Source organism: Pseudomonas sp. ASL9 (genome assembly GCF_056680335.1).
Map to the genome: position 1 here is coordinate 4,619,494 of NZ_CM155277.1, position 19,023 is coordinate 4,638,516.

Annotated in this window: 13 protein-coding genes; 8 read left to right on the forward strand and 5 right to left on the reverse strand. The window is 57.5% G+C overall.

Annotation, left to right across the window (positions count from 1 at the left end; all coding sequences use genetic code 11):
- Position 1: 1 nt before the first annotated feature.
- The 3 genes from AC1ME2_RS21355 to AC1ME2_RS21365 form a co-directional block, all read right to left on the reverse strand.
- Positions 2 to 961 (reverse strand): AAA family ATPase, encoded by a 960-nt coding sequence (locus AC1ME2_RS21355; protein ID WP_480436572.1) that lies wholly within the window; start codon positions 959 to 961, stop codon positions 2 to 4.
- Positions 962 to 1,180: 219 nt separating this feature from the next.
- Positions 1,181 to 1,930, reverse strand: a complete 750-nt coding sequence (locus AC1ME2_RS21360; protein WP_480436574.1) for an amidohydrolase family protein — start codon at positions 1,928 to 1,930, stop codon at positions 1,181 to 1,183.
- A 44-nt stretch (positions 1,931 to 1,974) separates the two neighbouring features.
- A complete protein-coding gene (locus tag AC1ME2_RS21365; RefSeq protein ID WP_480436575.1) occupies positions 1,975 to 2,334 on the reverse strand; it encodes a hypothetical protein in 360 nt (119 codons plus the stop codon).
- Between the two features lie 173 nt (positions 2,335 to 2,507).
- Between AC1ME2_RS21365 and AC1ME2_RS21370 the strand changes: the two genes are divergently transcribed.
- The gene (locus AC1ME2_RS21370) at positions 2,508 to 2,726 is read left to right on the forward strand and encodes an alkylphosphonate utilization protein (protein ID WP_257604287.1); all 219 of its coding nucleotides are present in this window, start codon (positions 2,508 to 2,510) and stop codon (positions 2,724 to 2,726) included.
- A gap of 501 nt (positions 2,727 to 3,227) precedes the next feature.
- Positions 3,228 to 8,087: an NAD-glutamate dehydrogenase gene (locus AC1ME2_RS21375; RefSeq protein ID WP_480436577.1), complete on the forward strand. Its 4,860-nt coding sequence runs from the start codon at positions 3,228 to 3,230 to the stop codon at positions 8,085 to 8,087.
- Between the two features lie 494 nt (positions 8,088 to 8,581).
- Here the strand turns inward: AC1ME2_RS21375 and acnB are convergent, their stop codons facing one another.
- Positions 8,582 to 11,182, reverse strand: a complete 2,601-nt coding sequence (gene acnB / locus AC1ME2_RS21380; protein WP_480442262.1) for a bifunctional aconitate hydratase 2/2-methylisocitrate dehydratase — start codon at positions 11,180 to 11,182, stop codon at positions 8,582 to 8,584.
- Positions 11,183 to 11,588: 406 nt separating this feature from the next.
- Between acnB and AC1ME2_RS21385 the strand changes: the two genes are divergently transcribed.
- The gene (locus AC1ME2_RS21385; RefSeq protein ID WP_480436578.1) at positions 11,589 to 12,059 is read left to right on the forward strand and encodes a DUF1289 domain-containing protein; all 471 of its coding nucleotides are present in this window, start codon (positions 11,589 to 11,591) and stop codon (positions 12,057 to 12,059) included.
- A gap of 119 nt (positions 12,060 to 12,178) precedes the next feature.
- On the opposite strand, the gene AC1ME2_RS21390 is transcribed toward AC1ME2_RS21385, so the two are convergent.
- Positions 12,179 to 13,042: a universal stress protein gene (locus AC1ME2_RS21390; RefSeq protein ID WP_480436579.1), complete on the reverse strand. Its 864-nt coding sequence runs from the start codon at positions 13,040 to 13,042 to the stop codon at positions 12,179 to 12,181.
- 255 nt (positions 13,043 to 13,297) lie between these two features.
- Between AC1ME2_RS21390 and AC1ME2_RS21395 the strand changes: the two genes are divergently transcribed.
- The 5 genes from AC1ME2_RS21395 (at position 13,298) to AC1ME2_RS21415 (ending at position 18,940) form a co-directional block, all read left to right on the forward strand.
- Entirely contained in the window at positions 13,298 to 13,912 is a 615-nt protein-coding gene (locus AC1ME2_RS21395) for a MiaE family protein (protein WP_480436580.1), read from the forward strand.
- Positions 13,913 to 14,141: 229 nt separating this feature from the next.
- Positions 14,142 to 14,630: a MarR family winged helix-turn-helix transcriptional regulator gene (locus AC1ME2_RS21400; RefSeq protein ID WP_480436582.1), complete on the forward strand. Its 489-nt coding sequence runs from the start codon at positions 14,142 to 14,144 to the stop codon at positions 14,628 to 14,630.
- Entirely contained in the window at positions 14,627 to 16,096 is a 1,470-nt protein-coding gene (locus AC1ME2_RS21405; RefSeq protein WP_480436583.1) for an efflux transporter outer membrane subunit, read from the forward strand. Before AC1ME2_RS21400 ends, AC1ME2_RS21405 begins: the two co-directional genes overlap by 4 nt.
- Before the next feature lie 15 nt (positions 16,097 to 16,111).
- Positions 16,112 to 17,344, forward strand: a complete 1,233-nt coding sequence (locus tag AC1ME2_RS21410) for an EmrA/EmrK family multidrug efflux transporter periplasmic adaptor subunit (protein WP_480436584.1) — start codon at positions 16,112 to 16,114, stop codon at positions 17,342 to 17,344.
- A 63-nt stretch (positions 17,345 to 17,407) separates the two neighbouring features.
- Positions 17,408 to 18,940 carry a DHA2 family efflux MFS transporter permease subunit gene (locus AC1ME2_RS21415; protein WP_480436585.1) on the forward strand — a complete coding sequence of 511 codons (1,533 nt, stop codon included), beginning with the start codon at positions 17,408 to 17,410 and terminating at the stop codon, positions 18,938 to 18,940.
- The last annotated feature ends 83 nt before the right edge of the window (positions 18,941 to 19,023 follow it).

A 19,023-nucleotide genomic window follows, 5' to 3' on the forward strand; every position in this document is an offset into this window, starting at 1 on the left:
ATCAGGCGACAGCCACGACGTCGAGGATGCGCTGGATCACGCGGTCCTGATCGATACCGGCGGCTTCCGCTTCGAACGACAGAATAATACGGTGGCGCAACACGTCGAACAGCACGGCCTGAATATCTTCGGGGCTGACGAAATCCCGACCGGCCAGCCAGGCATGAGCCCGGGCGCAACGGTCCAGGGCAATCGAGCCACGCGGGCTGGCGCCGTAAGCGATCCAGTCGGCCATTTCCGGGTCGAATTTGGCGGGTGTGCGCGTTGCCATCACCAGTTGCACCAGGTATTCCTCCACCGCATCGGCCATGTACAGCCCGAGGATTTCCTTGCGTGCGGCGAAAATCGCCTCTTGGCTGACCCTGCGCTCTGGCTTGGTCTCACCATTAAGTGCTTCGCCACGGGCCTGCTGGAGAATTTTGCGCTCGACTGCCGCGTCCGGGAAGCCGATTTTGACGTGCATCAGGAAACGGTCGAGTTGGGCTTCTGGCAGCGGATAGGTGCCTTCCTGCTCGATGGGGTTCTGCGTCGCCATCACCAGAAACAGCGGTGACAAGTCATAGGTGCTGCGTCCGACACTGACCTGGCGTTCTGCCATGGCCTCGAGTAAGGCCGACTGAACCTTGGCCGGTGCCCGGTTGATTTCGTCGGCAAGTACAAGATTGTGGAAGATAGGCCCCTGTTGGAAGACGAAGCTGCCCGTTTCCGGACGATAGATCTCGGTGCCGGTGATGTCGGCAGGCAGCAAATCGGGGGTGAATTGAATGCGATGAAATTGTGCTTCGACGCCTTCGGCCAGTTCCTTGATGGCTTTGGTCTTGGCCAGGCCGGGTGCGCCTTCGACCAGCATATGGCCGTCAGCGAGCAGGGCTATCAACAGCCGTTCGATCAGTTTTTCCTGGCCGAGAATCTGCGTTGAGAGAAAGGTTCGCAGCGCAATCAGCGCTTCACGATGTTCCATCGTTGACTGTTCCTGGCAGGGTGACCGACAGCGTCAAATGACACTGAGGTTGGGGGCGTTACTTTAATCCATCCGAGGCTGTGCCGACTAACGGCTATGGGCTTTTTTCTGGGATTATCAGATTAAGCCTGCAGCAGTCTCGGAATTGTCCTACATGTCGTGTCAAAGCCGTGTAGGAAATTGGTGCTGGATAGATTCTTATCGCAGCCTTGGCAGCGCCTACAACCGATAAAACGCTACCGCATTATCCCTAAGCACCAACCGTGCGCCCTGTTCGCCCACTGCATCGATCAGCAGCTCAATATCACTGGCAGCGAAAGGCCGTGGTGCGCGGGTAGAAGGCAGGTCGGTGCCGAACATCAAGGCATGAGGGTTGGCGGCGAAAATATCTTTGAGTGCGGCACCAACCGGGAAGTCCACCCGGCCAAAACCGCAGGCCTTGATGCGCACGCCCTGTTCGGCCAGGCGCAACACGCTGGGCAACCCTTCCATGCTCAAGCCCAGGTGGTCGATGCTGACCGCCGGCAATTGCAGCAGGCGCTTTTCAATCTCGGGCAGCTCGCGGGAGTCGATATACAGCTCCGAGTGCCAGCCCACTTGCTCGTGCACGCGCCTGGCCAACGCTTCCAGCTGGTCCAGTTGCTCCGAACCGCCGCGCTTGAGGTTGAAGCGCAGTGCATGCACGCCAAAGCCGTTCAGGGTTTTCAGTTCGGCGTTGGTCACGCTGCCTGGCAATTGCGTCACGCCAACGAAACCGGACCCCAGCCGATGCAGGGCGTCGAGCAGATAACCTTGATCGAAGCCCTGGAAAGAACCTGACACCACGGCACCGCCGGTTACGCCCAGTGAACGGGTGTGGGCCAGGTAATCCTCGACGGTAAAAGGATCGGGCAGATAACCGTTGTTGGGCGTCAGCGGAAAGCGCGAATCGATGATGTGGCAGTGGGCATCGAAAATGGAGAGGGTCATGGCAGGTCCAGTCTCAGTGTCAGTTAACGATCAAGCACGGTTGCTCAGGCAATTTCGCTGACGTAGGTGCCGATGTCTTCCAGAATAATCTGCAAGGTTTCTTCTACATCACGCAACTCGGACGCAGACGTCGTGTGACGGATTTCATAGTTGGCATGGCCGTCTAGCTGCTCAGCGTCGGCCGGGTCGATTTCGATCAACGCGCGTTCGGCGCTGAAGGTCACTTTCAAGTTTTTCAGGGTGAGCGTCTTGTCGTCACGGACGGTGATTTCCACCTGGTTCTCGTCAGGGAAACGGGTCAGCGAGAACAGATCGCCGGTTTCTCCGTGGCAGCAGAACAGGGCCATATCGTCGTATTCGTCATCGCATGGGTTGACGATGAGGGTGGTCGTGTTGATGTGCATAATGGTTTCCTGATCTATCGAGGCGGGCAGAACGCAATTTTGCCAGTCTCGGCGATTGTTTGTCGGTTAATTACACGCTATGCCCTAGCAGCCCGCTAGGTTTTTATTGGTCGGGGCAGGGGCTATAATGCTGGCCATTACACCTTCGTAATGCTTAAGAATGTTTACTCGATATGACCCTGATTGTTAGAGACAGCAATGGCACCCAACTGGCCGACGGCGATTCAGTGACGCTGATCAAGGACCTTAAAGTCAAAGGCACTTCGGTCACCCTGAAGCGCGGCACCATGGTCAAGGGCATCCGCCTGACCGATAACGAAGACGAAGTTGAATGCAAGGTCGAGAAAGTCAAAGGCCTGGTATTGCGTACCGAGTTCTTGAAAAAAGCCTGATCCCTGATCATCGGCTGCTTGTCCAGGGGTGCGCGATCGCACCCCATGACGTTTTATCCGCAAACGCCCCCGCTTTACCCTGCTGGCTGTGATCCTTTTCTCAGTGTCGGCAATTCCTGCCCTCGATCGTTCAAGAATGCCTCATCCGGTGTCGACCTCTATTTAACGGGGATTTCGCGCGCGTGTTACGTGCCGATGACCGAATATGTCGCAGCACCGCAAGCAGGGCCGGGCCCGCTGTCGTTAAGCTTCGCAGCAGGATGGACACCTCTAAAGACACAGCCTGCCTGGGCAGTCGTTTTTGTAGATGCCCATTTTCTTCATGAGGGTTCATTCCCGAGAAAATGAATGTGACTACCCGATCGTGACGAGCGTTTGTTCTTTAGCTTCACTACCCTGTCATGCTGTGCTGCTTTTGTTTGAATCCCAGCACGCGTGATGGCCTTCCCCGGAAGGGGATGCGACGCTTCCACCAATAAAAGCCCAAGCGGAGTACCACAGATGGCGTTCTTCACCGCAGCCAGCAAGTCCGACTTTCAGCACCAACTGCAAGCGGCACTGGCGCAGCACATCAGTGAACAGGCACTGCCACAAGTGGCGCTGTTCGCTGAGCAATTTTTCGGCATTATTTCCCTAGATGAACTGACCCAGCGCCGGTTGTCCGACCTGGCCGGTTGCACCTTGTCTGCCTGGCGACTGCTTGAACGTTTTGAACATATTCATCCGCAAGTGCGGGTATACAACCCCGATTACGAACGTCATGGCTGGCAATCGACTCACACCGCGGTCGAGGTTCTGCATCACGATCTGCCGTTTCTGGTGGACTCGGTCCGTACTGAGCTGAACCGTCGCGGTTATAGCATTCATACCCTGCAAACCACCGTGCTGAGCGTGCGTCGCGGCAGCAAGGGCGAATTGCTGGAGTTGCTGCCCAAGGGTTCTCACGGCGAGGACATCCTGGAAGAGTCTCTGATGTATCTGGAGATTGATCGCTGCGCCAATGCCGCCGAAATGAATGTGCTGGTGCGTGAGCTGGAGCAAGTGCTGAATGAAGTGCGGGTCGCGGTCGCTGACTTCGAACCGATGAAGGCCAAGATCAGCGAACTGCTGGCGGGTGTCGATACCCTTGAGTTCGCCGTTGAAGAAGGCGAGAAGTCCGAGGTCAAGGTCTTCCTGCAATGGCTGGTGGACAACCACTTCACCTTCCTTGGCTACGAAGAGTTCGAAGTCCGTAACGACAACGGCGGCGGCTACCTGGTGTATGACGAGTCGTCCTTCCTCGGTCTGACCAAGCTGCTGCGTGCCGGGTTGACCAAAGAAGACCTGCACATCGAAGACTATGCAGTGAATTACCTGCAAGAGCCGATGTTGCTGTCGTTTGCCAAGGCCGCACACCCAAGTCGTGTACATCGCCCTGCGTACCCGGATTACGTGTCGATCCGCAAGATCGATGCCGCCGGCAACGTGATCAAGGAATGCCGCTTCATGGGTCTGTACACCTCTTCGGTGTACGGCGAGAGCGTGCGTCAGATTCCTTACATTCGCCGCAAGGTTGCCGAAGTCGAGCGCCGCTCCGGTTTCGACGCCAAGGCGCATCTGGGTAAAGAGCTGGCGCAGGTGGTGGAAGTGCTGCCGCGTGATGACCTGTTCCAGACCCCGGTGGACGAGCTGTTCAACACCGTGATGTCCATCGTGCAGATCCAGGAGCGCAACAAGATTCGCGTGTTCCTGCGCAAAGACCCGTACGGCCGTTTCTGCTACTGCCTGGCCTATGTGCCACGCGACGTCTATTCCACCGAAGTCCGGCAGAAAATCCAGCAAGTGTTGATGGATCGGTTGAAGGCCAGCGATTGCGAATTCTGGACCTTCTTCTCCGAGTCAGTCCTGGCGCGCGTGCAGTTGATCCTGCGAGTGGACCCGAAAAGCCGTCTCGACATCGACCCGCAGCAACTGGAAAACGAAGTGGTGCAGGCCTGCCGTTCGTGGCAGGACGACTACTCCAACCTCGTCATCGAAAGTTTCGGCGAAGCCCATGGCACCAATGTGCTGTCGGACTTCCCGAAAGGCTTCCCGGCCGGTTATCGTGAGCGCTTCGCTGCGCATTCGGCCGTGGTCGACATGCAACACTTGCTCAGCCTGACCGAAGCCAATCCGTTAGTGATGAGCTTCTACCAGCCACTGGCGCAGGCCGGTAAGCAGCAACTGCATTGCAAGCTGTACCACGCTGATACCCCGCTGGCCTTGTCCGATGTCCTGCCGATTCTGGAAAACCTTGGCCTGCGTGTGCTGGGTGAGTTCCCTTATCGCCTGCGTCGGAAAAATGGCCGCGAGTTCTGGATTCACGACTTTGCCTTCACCGCGGGCGAGGGTCTGAACCTCGACATTCAGCAGCTCAACGACACGCTGCAAGATGCGTTCGTGCATATCGTGAGCGGCGATGCCGAAAACGATGCGTTCAACCGTCTGGTGTTGACGGCTGGCCTGCCGTGGCGCGATGTTGCGTTGCTGCGTGCTTATGCCCGTTATATGAAACAGATTCGCCTGGGCTTCGACCTGGGTTATATCGCCAGCACCCTGAACAACCACACCGATATCGCTCGCGAGCTGACCCGGTTGTTCAAGACGCGCTTCTATCTGGCGCGCAAACTGACGGCCGACGACCTGGAAGACAAGCAACAACGTCTGGAACAAGCGATTCTGGCGGCACTGGACAACGTTCAGGTGCTCAACGAAGACCGCATCCTGCGTCGTTACCTGGACCTGATCAAAGCCACCTTACGGACCAACTTCTACCAACCGGACGCCAACGGTCAGAACAAGAGCTACTTCAGCTTCAAGTTCAACCCGCGCCTGATTCCCGAACTGCCCAAGCCGGTGCCGAAATTCGAGATCTTCGTCTATTCGCCACGGGTCGAAGGTGTACACCTGCGCTTCGGTAACGTCGCTCGTGGTGGCCTGCGCTGGTCTGATCGTGAGGAAGATTACCGTACCGAAGTGTTGGGTCTGGTAAAAGCCCAGCAAGTGAAGAACTCGGTGATCGTGCCGGTCGGCGCCAAGGGCGGTTTCCTGCCGCGTCGTCTGCCACTGGGTGGCGGTCGCGACGAAATCCAGGCCGAAGGCATCGCGTGCTACCGGATCTTTATTTCCGGCTTGCTGGACATTACTGACAACCTGAAAGAAGGCGCCCTGGTACCTCCGTTGAACGTGGTTCGTCACGACGACGATGACCCGTACCTGGTGGTCGCGGCGGACAAAGGCACGGCGACCTTCTCTGACATCGCCAACGGTATCGCCATCGACTACGGTTTCTGGCTCGGTGACGCGTTCGCTTCCGGCGGTTCGGCTGGCTACGACCACAAGAAAATGGGTATCACCGCCAAGGGCGCGTGGGTCGGCGTACAACGTCACTTCCGTGAACGCGGGATCAATGTTCAGGAAGACAGCATCACCGTGGTGGGTATTGGTGACATGGCGGGCGACGTGTTCGGTAACGGCTTGTTGATGTCGGACAAGCTGCAACTGGTTGCGGCCTTCAACCACCTGCACATCTTCATCGATCCTAATCCTGAGCTGGCCAACAGCTTCGTCGAGCGTCAGCGCCTGTTCGATCTGCCGCGTTCGGCCTGGACCGACTACGACACCAGCATCATGTCCGAAGGCGGCGGGATCTTCTCGCGCAGTGCGAAAAGCATCGCCATCAGCCCGCAGATGAAAGAGCGCTTTGACATCAGCGCCGACAAACTGACCCCGACGGAGTTGCTCAATGCGCTGCTCAAGGCGCCAGTGGATCTGCTGTGGAACGGCGGTATCGGTACCTACGTCAAGTCCAGCGAAGAAAGCCACGCCGATGTTGGCGACAAGGCCAACGACGCGCTGCGTGTGAACGGTAACGAACTGCGCTGCAAAGTCGTGGGCGAGGGCGGTAACCTCGGCATGACCCAGCTCGGTCGGGTCGAGTTCGGCCTCAACGGCGGCGGCTCCAACACCGACTTCATCGACAACGCTGGTGGTGTGGATTGCTCCGACCACGAAGTGAACATCAAGATCCTGCTCAACGAAGTGGTGCATGCTGGCGACATGACTGAAAAGCAGCGCAACCAGTTGCTCGAAAGCATGACGGACGAAGTGGGCAGCCTGGTACTGGGCAACAACTACAAGCAAACGCAGGCCTTGTCCCTGGCCGCGCGCCGCGCTTACGATCGGATCGCTGAATACAAGCGCCTGATGAACGACCTGGAAGCGCGGGGCAAGCTGGACCGTGCCATCGAGTTCCTCCCGGTCGAAGAGCAATTGGTCGAGCGGGTCGCGGCAGGCCATGGCCTGACCCGTCCTGAACTGTCGGTGCTGATCTCTTATAGCAAGATCGACCTTAAGGAATCGCTGCTCGAATCCCGCGTTCCGGACGACGATTACCTGGTCCGCGACATGGAGACGGCGTTCCCGCCATCACTGGCTGCCAAGTTCTCCGACGCCATGCGTCACCACCGCCTCAAACGCGAAATCGTCAGCACCCAGATCGCCAACGACCTGGTCAACCATATGGGTATCACCTTCGTTCAGCGGCTCAAAGAGTCCACTGGCATGAGTGCAGCCAACGTGGCGGGCGCTTACGTGATCGTGCGGGACATCTTCCACCTGCCGCATTGGTTCCGTCAGATTGAGGCGCTGGATTACAAGGTTCCGGCCGAAATCCAACTGGCCCTGATGGACGAACTGATGCGTTTGGGTCGTCGCGCCACGCGCTGGTTCCTGCGCAGCCGTCGCAACGAACTGGATGCTGGACGCGACGTCGCACACTTCGGTCCGCACATCGCCGCGTTGGGCCTCAAGCTCGACGAACTGCTCGAAGGCCCAACCCGGGAAGTCTGGCAGACCCGTTATCAGGCGTATGTCGAGGCGGGCGTACCCGAGTTGCTGGCGCGCATGGTTGCAGGCACCAGCCACTTGTACACGCTGTTGCCAATCATCGAAGCGTCGGACGTCACCGGGCAGAACGCTGCCGACGTGGCCAAGGCTTACTTCGCGGTGGGCAGTGCACTGGACGTGACCTGGTACTTGCAGCAGATCAGTAACCTGCCGGTGGAAAACAACTGGCAGGCCCTGGCGCGTGAAGCCTTCCGTGACGACATCGACTGGCAGCAACGGGCGATCACCGTGTCTGTCCTGCAGATGCCAAATGCTCCAGCGGATATCGAAGCGCGGCTGGCATTGTGGCTTGAACAGCACCTGCCGATGGTAGAGCGCTGGCGCGCAATGCTGGTCGAGCTGCGTGCGGCCAGTGGTACTGACTACGCGATGTATGCAGTGGCCAACCGTGAGTTGCTGGACCTGGCGATGAGTGGTCAGACTGTTGTGGTTTGATGGTTTGATGGTTTGAGTTGACGCGATAACAAGAAAGCCCTGCAGATGCGGGGCTTTTCTTTGTCTGGTAAGTCTGAGCTGACGCCTTCGCGAATGAATTCGCTCCTATCAAACAGACTTTTAATCTTTTAAAACAATGTGTTGGCGCTGGTCTTGATGTGTATATCCGGCATTTTGGTGTGCTGGAATTACGGTTCCGCTCTTACAGCGTGTCACCTTTTACAAACGCCGGAATGCCGGACCACAAAAAGGTAACCGAATGTATGGTCAGCCCACCTCCTGCAACCACGGGACGATGAGCGGTAAAGCAGGCTTGCAACTACGCGTCCCGCTGCGAAGGCGGCTTATCTGACACACCACTAAACCATCACACCACGCAAATCAAAACCAGCTTGCTGCGCGACAGCGCGACGTCGGAGGCGGGGCGACATCTCCTACAGAAAGGCAAAAAAAACCCCGTCACCAGGACGGGGTTTTTTCAACGCGGTGTTTCGTTACGCTTGAACAGCCGGGATATTGGCGTTCGCAGCAGCTTCACGGAACTCGGCGATCTGGTCGAAACTCAGGTAGCGGTAAACGTCCGCTGCCATGGTGTCGATTTCTTTCGCGTAAACCATGTATTCCTCAACAGTCGGCAGGCGACCAAGGATCGATGCAACAGACGCCAACTCGGCCGAGGCCAGGTAAACGTTCGCGCCATCACCCAGGCGGTTGGGGAAGTTACGGGTCGACGTGGACACAACGGTAGCGTTCGGTTCAACGCGTGCCTGGTTACCCATGCACAGCGAGCAACCTGGCATTTCCATGCGTGCGCCAGCTTTGCCGTAGATGCCGTAGTAGCCTTCTTCGGTCAACTGGTGCGCGTCCATTTTGGTCGGAGGCGATAGCCACAGACGGGTTGGCAGCGAACCTTCAACTTTCTGCAGCAACTTGCCGGCAGCGCGGAAGTGACCAATGTTGGTCATGCATGAACCGATGAACACTTCGTCGATTTTCTCGCCAGCAACGCTGGAGAGCAGACGAGCGTCGTCCGGGTCGTTCGGCGCGCAGAGCACAGGCTCTTTGATGTCAGCCAGGTCGATTACGATGGTTTCGGCGTATTCGGCGTCAGCATCGGCAACCATCAGCTCAGGGTTGGCAACCCAGGCTTCCATCGCTTGAGCGCGACGTTCCAGAGTACGAGCATCGCCGTAGCCTTCGCCGATCATCCAGCGCAGCAGGGTGATGTTGGAGCTCAGGTACTCGGAGATGGACTCTTTCGACAGCTTGATGGTGCAACCAGCAGCGGAACGCTCGGCAGAGGCGTCGGACAGCTCGAAAGCCTGTTCGATGCTCAGGTTGTCGAGGCCTTCGATTTCCAGGATGCGACCGGAGAATGCGTTTTTCTTGCCTTTCTTCTCTACGGTCAGCAGGCCAGCCTGAATCGCGTAGTAAGGAATGGAGTGAACGAGGTCACGCAGGGTAACGCCCGGTTGCATTTTGCCTTTGAAACGCACCAGGATCGATTCCGGCATGTCCAATGGCATAACGCCAGTGGCAGCAGCGAACGCGACCAGACCGGAACCGGCAGGGAACGAAATCCCCATTGGGAAACGGGTGTGCGAGTCACCACCGGTACCGACGGTATCCGGCAGCAGCATACGGTTCAGCCAGCTGTGGATGATGCCATCGCCCGGACGCAGGGAAACGCCGCCGCGGGTCATGATGAAGTCAGGCAGGGTGTGGTGAGTCTTGACGTCGATCGGCTTTGGATACGCCGCGGTATGGCAGAAAGACTGCATGACCAGATCGGTAGAGAAACCCAGGCAAGCCAGGTCTTTCAATTCGTCGCGAGTCATCGGGCCAGTCGTGTCCTGGGAACCGACGGTGGTCATCTTCGGCTCGCAGTACGTGCCTGGACGAACGCCGGCGACGCCGCATGCTTTACCGACCATTTTCTGCGCCAGGGTGAAACCCTTGGTGCTGGCAGCCGGTTGCTCAGGCAGTTTGAACAGGGTCGAAGGTGGCAGACCCAGCTCGGTACGGGCTTTTTCGGTCAAACCACGGCCAATGATCAGCGGGATACGGCCGCCAGCACGAACTTCGTCTAGCAGTACCGGGGTCTTCATTTCGAAGGTGGCCAGGACTTCTTCGCTGTTGTGCTTGGTGACTTTACCGGCGTGCGGGTAAAGGTCGATCACATCGCCCATGTTCATCTGGGAAACGTCGAACTCGATCGGCAAAGCGCCGGCATCTTCCATGGTGTTGTAGAAGATTGGAGCGATTTTGTTACCGAAGCAGAAGCCGCCGGAGCGCTTGTTCGGTACGAAAGGAACGTCGTCGCCGAAGAACCACAGCACCGAGTTGGTGGCTGATTTACGCGAAGAACCGGTACCGACCACGTCACCGACGTAGGCGATAGGGAAACCTTGGCCGCGCATGGTTTCGATCAGCTTCATCGGACCGGTTACGCCTTGCTCATCAGGCACGATGCCGTCACGGGCCATTTTCAACATGGCCAGGGCGTGCAACGGGATGTCAGGACGGGACCAGGCATCAGGTGCAGGGGACAGGTCGTCGGTGTTGGTTTCGCCAGTGACCTTGAACACGCGCAGGCTGATTTTGTCGTCCAGCGTAGGGCGCTTCTGGAACCACTCGCCATCAGCCCAGGATTGCAGAACACCTTTGGCGTGAACGTTGCCGTTCTTGGCTTTTTCAGCCACGTCGTGGAACGCGTCGAACATCAGCAGGGTGTGCTTGAGTTCTTTGGCAGCAACTGGCGCCAGTTCAGCGTCGTCCAGCAGATCAACCAGGGTGACGATGTTGTAGCCACCTTGCATGGTGCCCAGCAATTCAACGGCACGTTTTTTGTCGATCAGCGGAGAGGTGGCTTCACCTTTGGCCAGAGCGGACAGGAAGCCAGCTTTGACGTATGCAGCTTCGTCAACGCCTGGTGGAACGCGATTGGTGATCAGGTCGACAAGGAAAGCTTCTTCGCCAGCCGGGGGGGTTTTCAGCAGCTCAATCAGACCTGCGGTTTGTTCGGCGTTAAGCGGCTGGGGCACGATACCCTGGACGGCACGCTCTTCGATGTGTTTACGGTAGGCTTCAAGCACAGTTATTACCCTCATCAGTGGTCCCAAATGGGTGTCCGGGACGCTCATCCAGAAATTATCCGCACCCATGCGCTTTTTAGGCTTTTTGAGCCATTTGGCCGGGGAGTCGGTAATTTCTTACAGAAGCTGTTTTCAAAGTTTTACGCCTGCAGGACGGCTGATGAGTGTCGACACAAGATTTTTTCGAGAAGAAATTCTTGCGTCAACACCGGACTGCGGGGTTACTTGACTGTGCTCGTGACGCTTTGAAAACAGCTTCCAGCGGACATTGGCGCCTTAAAAGGCTCGCTGATTCTACGGCAAAAACTCGGCAAAAGTAAGTTAGACCCTGCATCTTCAGGGGTGACCCTCGTTAGACAAAGGGCTAACATGGCGGCCTGTTTCGCCTCTTGTCGTCCTCTTTACCATGCCCAAACACACCATCAAGACCCCCTGCATCGGCCTCTGTTCCACGGTTTACGGGGATCTGGTGTGCCGTGGTTGCAAGCGTTTCCACCACGAAGTGATCAATTGGAATGGTTACAACGAGGACGAGAAACGTGCGGTCTGGTTGCGCCTTGAACAACTGCTCGTTCAGGTCATGACCGCCAAGCTTGAAGTGTTCGACGCCACCAAACTGCGTCGGCAGTTGGAGCAACGCAAGATCCGTTTTGTGCCGCATCAGTCGGTCTATTGCTGGGCCTACCAACTGATCGTCCGCGGTGCGCGGGTTATCAGTCAACTTGAAGCGTATGGCGTGGTGTTGATGCCGGAGTTTCGCGGTTGGGCTCTGCCAGAATTGCGCGATGCGATTGATCGCGAATTTTTTCTGCTGTCAGAAGCCCATTACGAGCGGTACATCGCGCCTGGGTTTCTCAAGGATGCGTTTGGCGGGTGAGGCGGGGTGTCAGGTAGATCGCATCAAGCCATTCGCGAATAAATTCGCACACAGAAATAGGTGACCCCTGTGTGGAAGCAAATTTATTCGCGAAGGCCGTGTAACAGGGGCTAACGCTATCAGCCCTTGGCCGCCAGCGCTTCCAGGTGAGCAATGATCTCGTCGGTCTTCAATACCAGCACATCGGTTTCCAGTGAATCGAGCACTGCTTCGGCGGTGTTGCCGATCAGTGCGCCGGAAAAACCTGTGCGTGCCACGGTGCCGATCACGGTCACGACGGCGTTGAGTTTGTGCGCGGTATAGGGGATCAGTACGTCGGCCGGGCCTTCGGCAATGTGCAGGTTGGCATCATCGACGTCGAATTCGGATTGAAACGCCTGGCATTGCTCACGGTAGCGTGCCTCGATGGTTTCCTTGAGTTGAAACACTGGGTCGGTAGCCGACAGCATGGGGGAGGGATGCGCGGTGATGACATGCAGTTGGCCCTTGGCCAGGGCGGCGATGTCGAAACCGTGGTCCACGATACTGAAGTGCAGGGCGCGGTGCTCTTCATCGGAGTTGCCGACGTCGACTGCGGCGAGAATCACCCCGCCTGCCCATGGCGTCTTGGTTTTGACCATCAGTACGGGGCTTGGGCATAACCGCAGCAATTTCCAGTCATCTGGGGTCAACAGGGCTTTTTTCAGCGGGTTATCCGGGAAATGCTGCTTGATCACCAAACCGCAGCCCTGGATCTGCTGAACGTCGATGATGGTTTGATGCAGGCTATCGTGCCAGGCACTCTCGCTAGTGACGCTGAAGCCATCGTTGAGCAGGCTGCTCTCAAGTACTTTAAGCAGGGCCGAATGGTCATGCTTTTTGTCACAGACCAACAAATGCAGATGCGCTTGAGTCACACCCGCTATCAGTTTGGCGCGTTTGAGGGCCAGGCTGTCGGCGTGTGGGGGTTCGATTATCACGAGGATGCTGCGAATGGCTTGCATGGCTGGAATCTCCCTAAATGTGACTGACTATTTTCACAGCGGCTGGTTAGGCACAACTATAGTTGCACTCCACTGACTGGGTTGTTGATCCATATCAGGACAAATCTGCTGCAAGGCGCTGGTTCATTCGCGCTGCCCTCGTATAATGCTGCGCTTTGCCCACCCAGCCGTACTGTGAGCCTATGCAACTGAACCTAGAAGTCGAATCCTTCCTGCGTTGTCCCTTGCCCGACAGTCGGGTTATCGGGGGCTTCGATGCTGTCTGAAATCCATGATTTCCTAGGGTGCAAAACGCCAGCGGGCTGGATTGAGGCGGCGTTGCTCAATCAGGAAAGAATGCTGCTTGATCACAAGAATTGTGAGTTCAAGGCTGCCAGCACGGCCATGAGCATGATCGCCAAATACGGAGGGTATCCCGATCTGGTCATGATGATGTCGCGTCTGGCCCGTGAAGAGTTGGTGCACCATGAACAGGTTTTGCGCCTGATGAAAAAGCGCAAAATCGAATGGCGGGCCCTGTCGGCTAGTCGCTATGCCTCTGGGCTAAGAGCGGTCGTGCGTACCCATGAGCCGGTAAAGCTTGTTGATACGTTGGTGGTGGGGGCGTTTATCGAAGCGCGTAGCTGTGAACGCTTCGAGGCGCTGGTGCCGTATCTGGATGAAGAATTGGGCCGTTTCTATGACGGATTGCTGAAAAGTGAAGCCCGGCATTTTCAGGGTTACCTTAAGCTGGCCTACCAATACGGTGAAGCCGCTGACGTTGATCGCACGATCGAAAAAGTCAGGGCCGTCGAGGCCGGGTTGATCGAGAGTCCCGACGTCGAGTTCCGCTTCCACAGCGGTGTGCCGGGCCAGCAGCCCCGAGATTAAAGCCCCCGCAGTCGCAAACCTTTCTGTATGAGTACGCCCGTGGCGCGCCTTCGCGGTTTTTGATGAACGAATGCGCTGTGGGTGTCCAGGTCCATCTGTTGTTCGATAGAGTTATAAAAACGGCTGCTGGCCGTCCAACTAGTAAGCTTGCTAATTAATGCGTTGACATTCGCTGTCTAGGCAGTAACATCACACCAACTCTCTGCCTAAGCAGCTTTTTGGTGGTTCGATGAAGCACTTCACACCCGACAATTTTTACTCCGGCCTCATGGGCCTGCTGATTGGGCGCACGAACGCGCTCAAAGACCGCCTGCTGGACACTCATCTGGTGCCTTACGGGGTGACGGCATCGCAGTTTAAAGTGCTGATTATCATTGCTCAGTTTGCTACCGATACCCCGGCAGGGTTGTGCCGTCATCTGTCGCTCGACAGCGGCTCAATGACCCGCATGCTGGACCGCCTTGAGCAAAAAGAACTCATCACCCGCACCCGCTCTGACATGGATCGGCGTCAGGTGCATCTGGCATTGACCGAAGAGGGGCAAAAGCTCTCGGATCGGCTTCCGCAGATCGGCGCTGAAGCCCTGAACGATTTGTTCGGTGCGCTCGACCCCGCCGAGCTGGCAAGCCTTGAGCAGATTCTTACCAAGGTGCTGGTGGCGGCCGATGATCAGATCACCATTGGCCGTCTGTGCTTAAAAACGACAGGTGTGCAATGAGCAGCGTGACCTTGCGGACCTCATTGAGTCTGGTGTTTCTGGCCATGACCCTGGCCGGTTGCGCCAGTTACCGTGGTCTTGAAATCGAAGGCGTAAGTCTGGATGCGAAAAACCTGCAAGCCGCGCAGACCCTCAAGGGCGTGACGTTGTCGCCCGCTGCCTGGCCGAAAAGCGATTGGTGGAAAAGCCTCGGTGATCCGCAACTGGATGGGCTGATCACCGAAGCGTTGCGTGACAGCCCCGACTTGCAAGTCGCCAGCGCTCGGGCGCATCAGGCGACTGCCGCCGCGTATGCCGCCAATGCCGCGCGCATGCCGACTCTCGATGCCGAGGGCGGTGTCAGCCGTCAGCGTCTGGCAGCCGACCAGAGCCCTGCCGGGCAGGGCGGTACCTACGCCACCGTGCGTAGTCTGCAGGCGACCTTCAATTACAATGTCGATCTCTGGGGCGGCCAGCGCGCCACTTGGGAAGCGGCCTTGGGCCAGGCGCGTGCCGCCGAAGTCGATCAACAGGCTGCGCGCTTGACGTTGGCCGCCAATGTTGCTCGTGCCTACAGTGATCTGGGTCTGGCCCACGTGGTCTACGACCTAGCCGCCCAGGACCTGAAGCGCACCAAACAAATGCTCGATCTGGGCAGCCGTCGTCTCAATTCTGGAATCGACAGTCGCTTCCAGTTCCAGCAGACCCAAAGCCTGGAAGCCAACTCCGAAGAGCAGTTGATCGACGCAGGTAAACGTCTGCGCAGCGCGAAAATTGCCTTGGCGGTCTTGTTGGGCAAAGGGCCGGACCGCGGTAACGAGATCCAGCGTCCGAACATACTCAAGCCAAGTACCGTGGCCTTGCCACCGTCGTTGCCGGTTGATTTGCTCGGTCGTCGTCCGGACCTCGTCGCTGCCCGCTGGCGCGTTGAGGCGGCGAGCAAAAATATCGTTGCCGCCAAGACCACTTTCTACCCGAACCTGAACCTGAGTGCCGCTGCCGGTACCGAGTCGTTGCTGGGGGACGCGATGTTTGGCTCGGCCAGTCGCTTCTTCAACATCGCCCCGGCGCTGTCCTTGCCTATTTTCGACGGTGGTCGCTTGCGCGCCAACCTCGATGCTCGCGACGCCGATTACGACCTCGCGGTGGCGCAGTACAACCAAAGCCTGGTCCACGCGTTGGGCGACGTCAGCGACGCGCTCTCGCAACTGCGCTCTATCAGCGGCCAGATTGACGCTCAACAACGGTCAACCGACGCCGCCCAAGCTTCGTTCGACACGGCGACCCAGCGTTATGGCTCAGGGATCGGCAACCACCTCGATGTGCTGAGCATTGAACAGCAATTGCTCCAGTCACAACGCCAACTGGCGGATCTCAACGCCGAACGAATCGATTTGTCGATCCAGTTGATGCAGGCGCTGGGTGGAGGTTTTCAAGGTGAAAGCCAAGGCCAAACGCCCCCATCAACCGCTTCGCTGACTGAATAACTCAAGGTAATCGTCATGGCTACTGCCGCTACCGAAAATACGTCTTTACACGACCAAAAAGGTCAGAACGAAGCTCAAAACGAAGCTCGGGATCAGAACCCGCGCAAGCGTAAGATCTGGCTGCTGGTGGTCCTGATATTGGTGATCCTCGGTGGGCTGGGTATCTGGGGCTGGTATGAAATCTACGGGCGCTGGAACGAAAGCACCGATGACGCCTATGTGAACGGCAACGTGGTGGCCATTACGCCGCTGGTGGCCGGGACGGTGATCAGCATCGGCGCCGACGATGGCGATCTGGTCCGTGAGGGCCAGGTGCTTGTTCGGTTCGACCCCAGCGATGCCGAAGTCAGCCTGCAAAGTGCCGAAGCCAATCTGGGCAAGACGGTGCGCCAGGTGCGCGGCTTGTACAGTAATGTCGACGGGATGAAGGCACAGTTGGCTGCGCAACGGGCCGAGGTGCAGAAAGCCCGGGACAACTACAACCGCCGTAAAAATCTTGCCGCAGGCGGGGCGATCTCTCAGGAAGAGCTGTCCCATGCCCGCGATGATCTGACGACCGCGCAAAATGCGTTGAACAACGTCCAGCAGCAACTGGCTACCAGCTCCGCGTTGGTGGACGACACGGTGGTGTCTTCGCACCCGGATGTGAAAGCGGCTGCCGCACAGTTGCGTCAGGCTTATCTCGGCAACGCCCGTAGCACCTTGATTGCACCCGTCACCGGCTACGTGGCCAAGCGCACCGTGCAATTGGGTCAACGGGTTCAACCCGGCACTGCGTTGATGGCAGTGATCCCGCTGAATCAGCTGTGGATCGATGCCAACTTCAAAGAAACCCAACTGGGCAAGATGCGCATCGGTCAGCCGGTGGATATCGAGTCTGACCTGTACGGCAGTGACGTGAAGTTCAGCGGCACGATTGACAGCCTGGGTGCCGGTACGGGTAGCGCGTTTGCCTTGCTGCCAGCACAGAACGCCACGGGTAACTGGATCAAAATCGTGCAGCGCGTGCCGGTGCGGATTCATATCAACCCTGAGCAGTTGAAAGAGCATCCGCTACGTATTGGCCTGTCGACAGTGGTCAACGTCAATCTGCACGATCAGAGCGGCCCGGTATTGGCTCAGCAACCGTCGCAGAAGGCCTCGTTCAGCACCACTATCTACGAGGAACAACTGGCTGACGCCGACGCCCTGATTACTCGTTTAATCCACGAAAACAGCGCTACCAACAGTCGGACGGTTCAGCGCTGATTCGCCAATCCCTCCGCTCCGGCCCCATGGTCGGAGCAACGTTCAAGTTTTAAAGGATTCGCGATGAGCTCGACCGCCCCGGCCTCTTTTACGCCGCCCAGTTTGTTGATGTGCACTATCGGCCTGTCGCTGGCGACCTTTATGCAGGTGCTCGACACCACCATCGCCAACGTCGCACTGCCGACTATTTCCGGCAACCTGGGGGTGAGTTCGGAGCAGGGCACCTGGGTGATCACCTCGTTTGCTGTCAGTAACGCGATTGCGTTGCCGTTGACCGGTTGGCTCAGCCGTCGGGTGGGTGAGGTGAAGCTGTTTATCTGGGCCACCGTGTTGTTCGTGATGGCGTCGTTTTTGTGCGGGATTTCCCAGTCGATGCCAGAGCTGGTGGGTTTTCGGGTTCTGCAAGGTGTGGTTGCCGGTCCGCTGTATCCCATGACCCAGACGCTGCTGATTGCGGTCTATCCCCCGGCAAAAAGGGGGATGGCACTGGCATTGCTGGCGATGGTCACGGTGGTGGCGCCCATTGCCGGGCCGATTCTCGGCGGATGGATCACTGACAGCTACAGTTGGCCCTGGATTTTCTTCATCAATATTCCAATCGGCCTGTTCGCTGCGTTCGTGGTGCGTACACAAATGCGTGCGCGGCCGGTGGTTACCAGTCGCCAGCCCATGGATTACATCGGTCTGCTGACATTGATTGTGGGCGTGGGTGCGTTGCAAATCGTGCTCGACAAGGGCAATGATCTGGACTGGTTCTCGTCCAACTTTATCGTGATAGGTACCGTCATTTCAGTGGTCTTCCTGGCGATTTTCATCATCTGGGAAATGACTGACCGGCACCCCATCGTCAATTTGCGCCTGTTCGCCTTCCGTAACTTCCGCATCGGTACCATCACCCTGGTGGGTGGTTATGCTGGCTTCTTCGGTATCAACCTGTTGCTGCCCCAGTGGCTGCAGACGCAGATGGGGTACACCGCGACCTATGCAGGGCTGGCGGTGGCGCCTATTGGTATTCTGCCGGTGTTGATGTCGCCCTTTGTCGGCAAGTACGCACATAAATTCGACCTGCGACTGCTGGCCGGGCTGGCGTTTTTTGCGATAGGGCTGAGCTGCTTCGTGCGCGCCGATTTCACCAGTCAGGTTGATTTTGAGCATATCGCGCTGGTGCAGCTGTTCATGGGGGCCGGTGTAGCGCTGTTCTTCATGCCAACGTTGACCATCTTGCTGTCTGACTTGCCGCCTGACCAGATAGCTGACGGTTCCGGGCTGGCGACGTTTCTGCGTAACCTCGGGGGTAGCTTTGCTGCATCGCTCACCACCTGGATCTGGATTCGTCGGGCAAATCAGCACCATGCCTATTTAAGCGAAAGCATCAGCACCTACGAATCTGCGACCCGCGACGCCCTGAGTAATCTGGGCGGGGCGAGCAGTCAGGCGTATGCGCAGCTTGAGGGGATGCTCACCAGTCAGGCGTACATGATGTCGACCGTAGACTACTTCCACATGCTGGGCTGGGGCTTCATGGGCCTGATTCTGCTGGTATGGATGGCCAAACCGCCGTTCGCGGCAAAGGCGGGGCCGCCGGCGGGGCATTGATAGACGGAGCGCATTGCTTTATTTGCAGCGGGACGCGCAGTTCGCTCCTCTTATCAAACTGATTTTTAATCTTTTAAAAACAA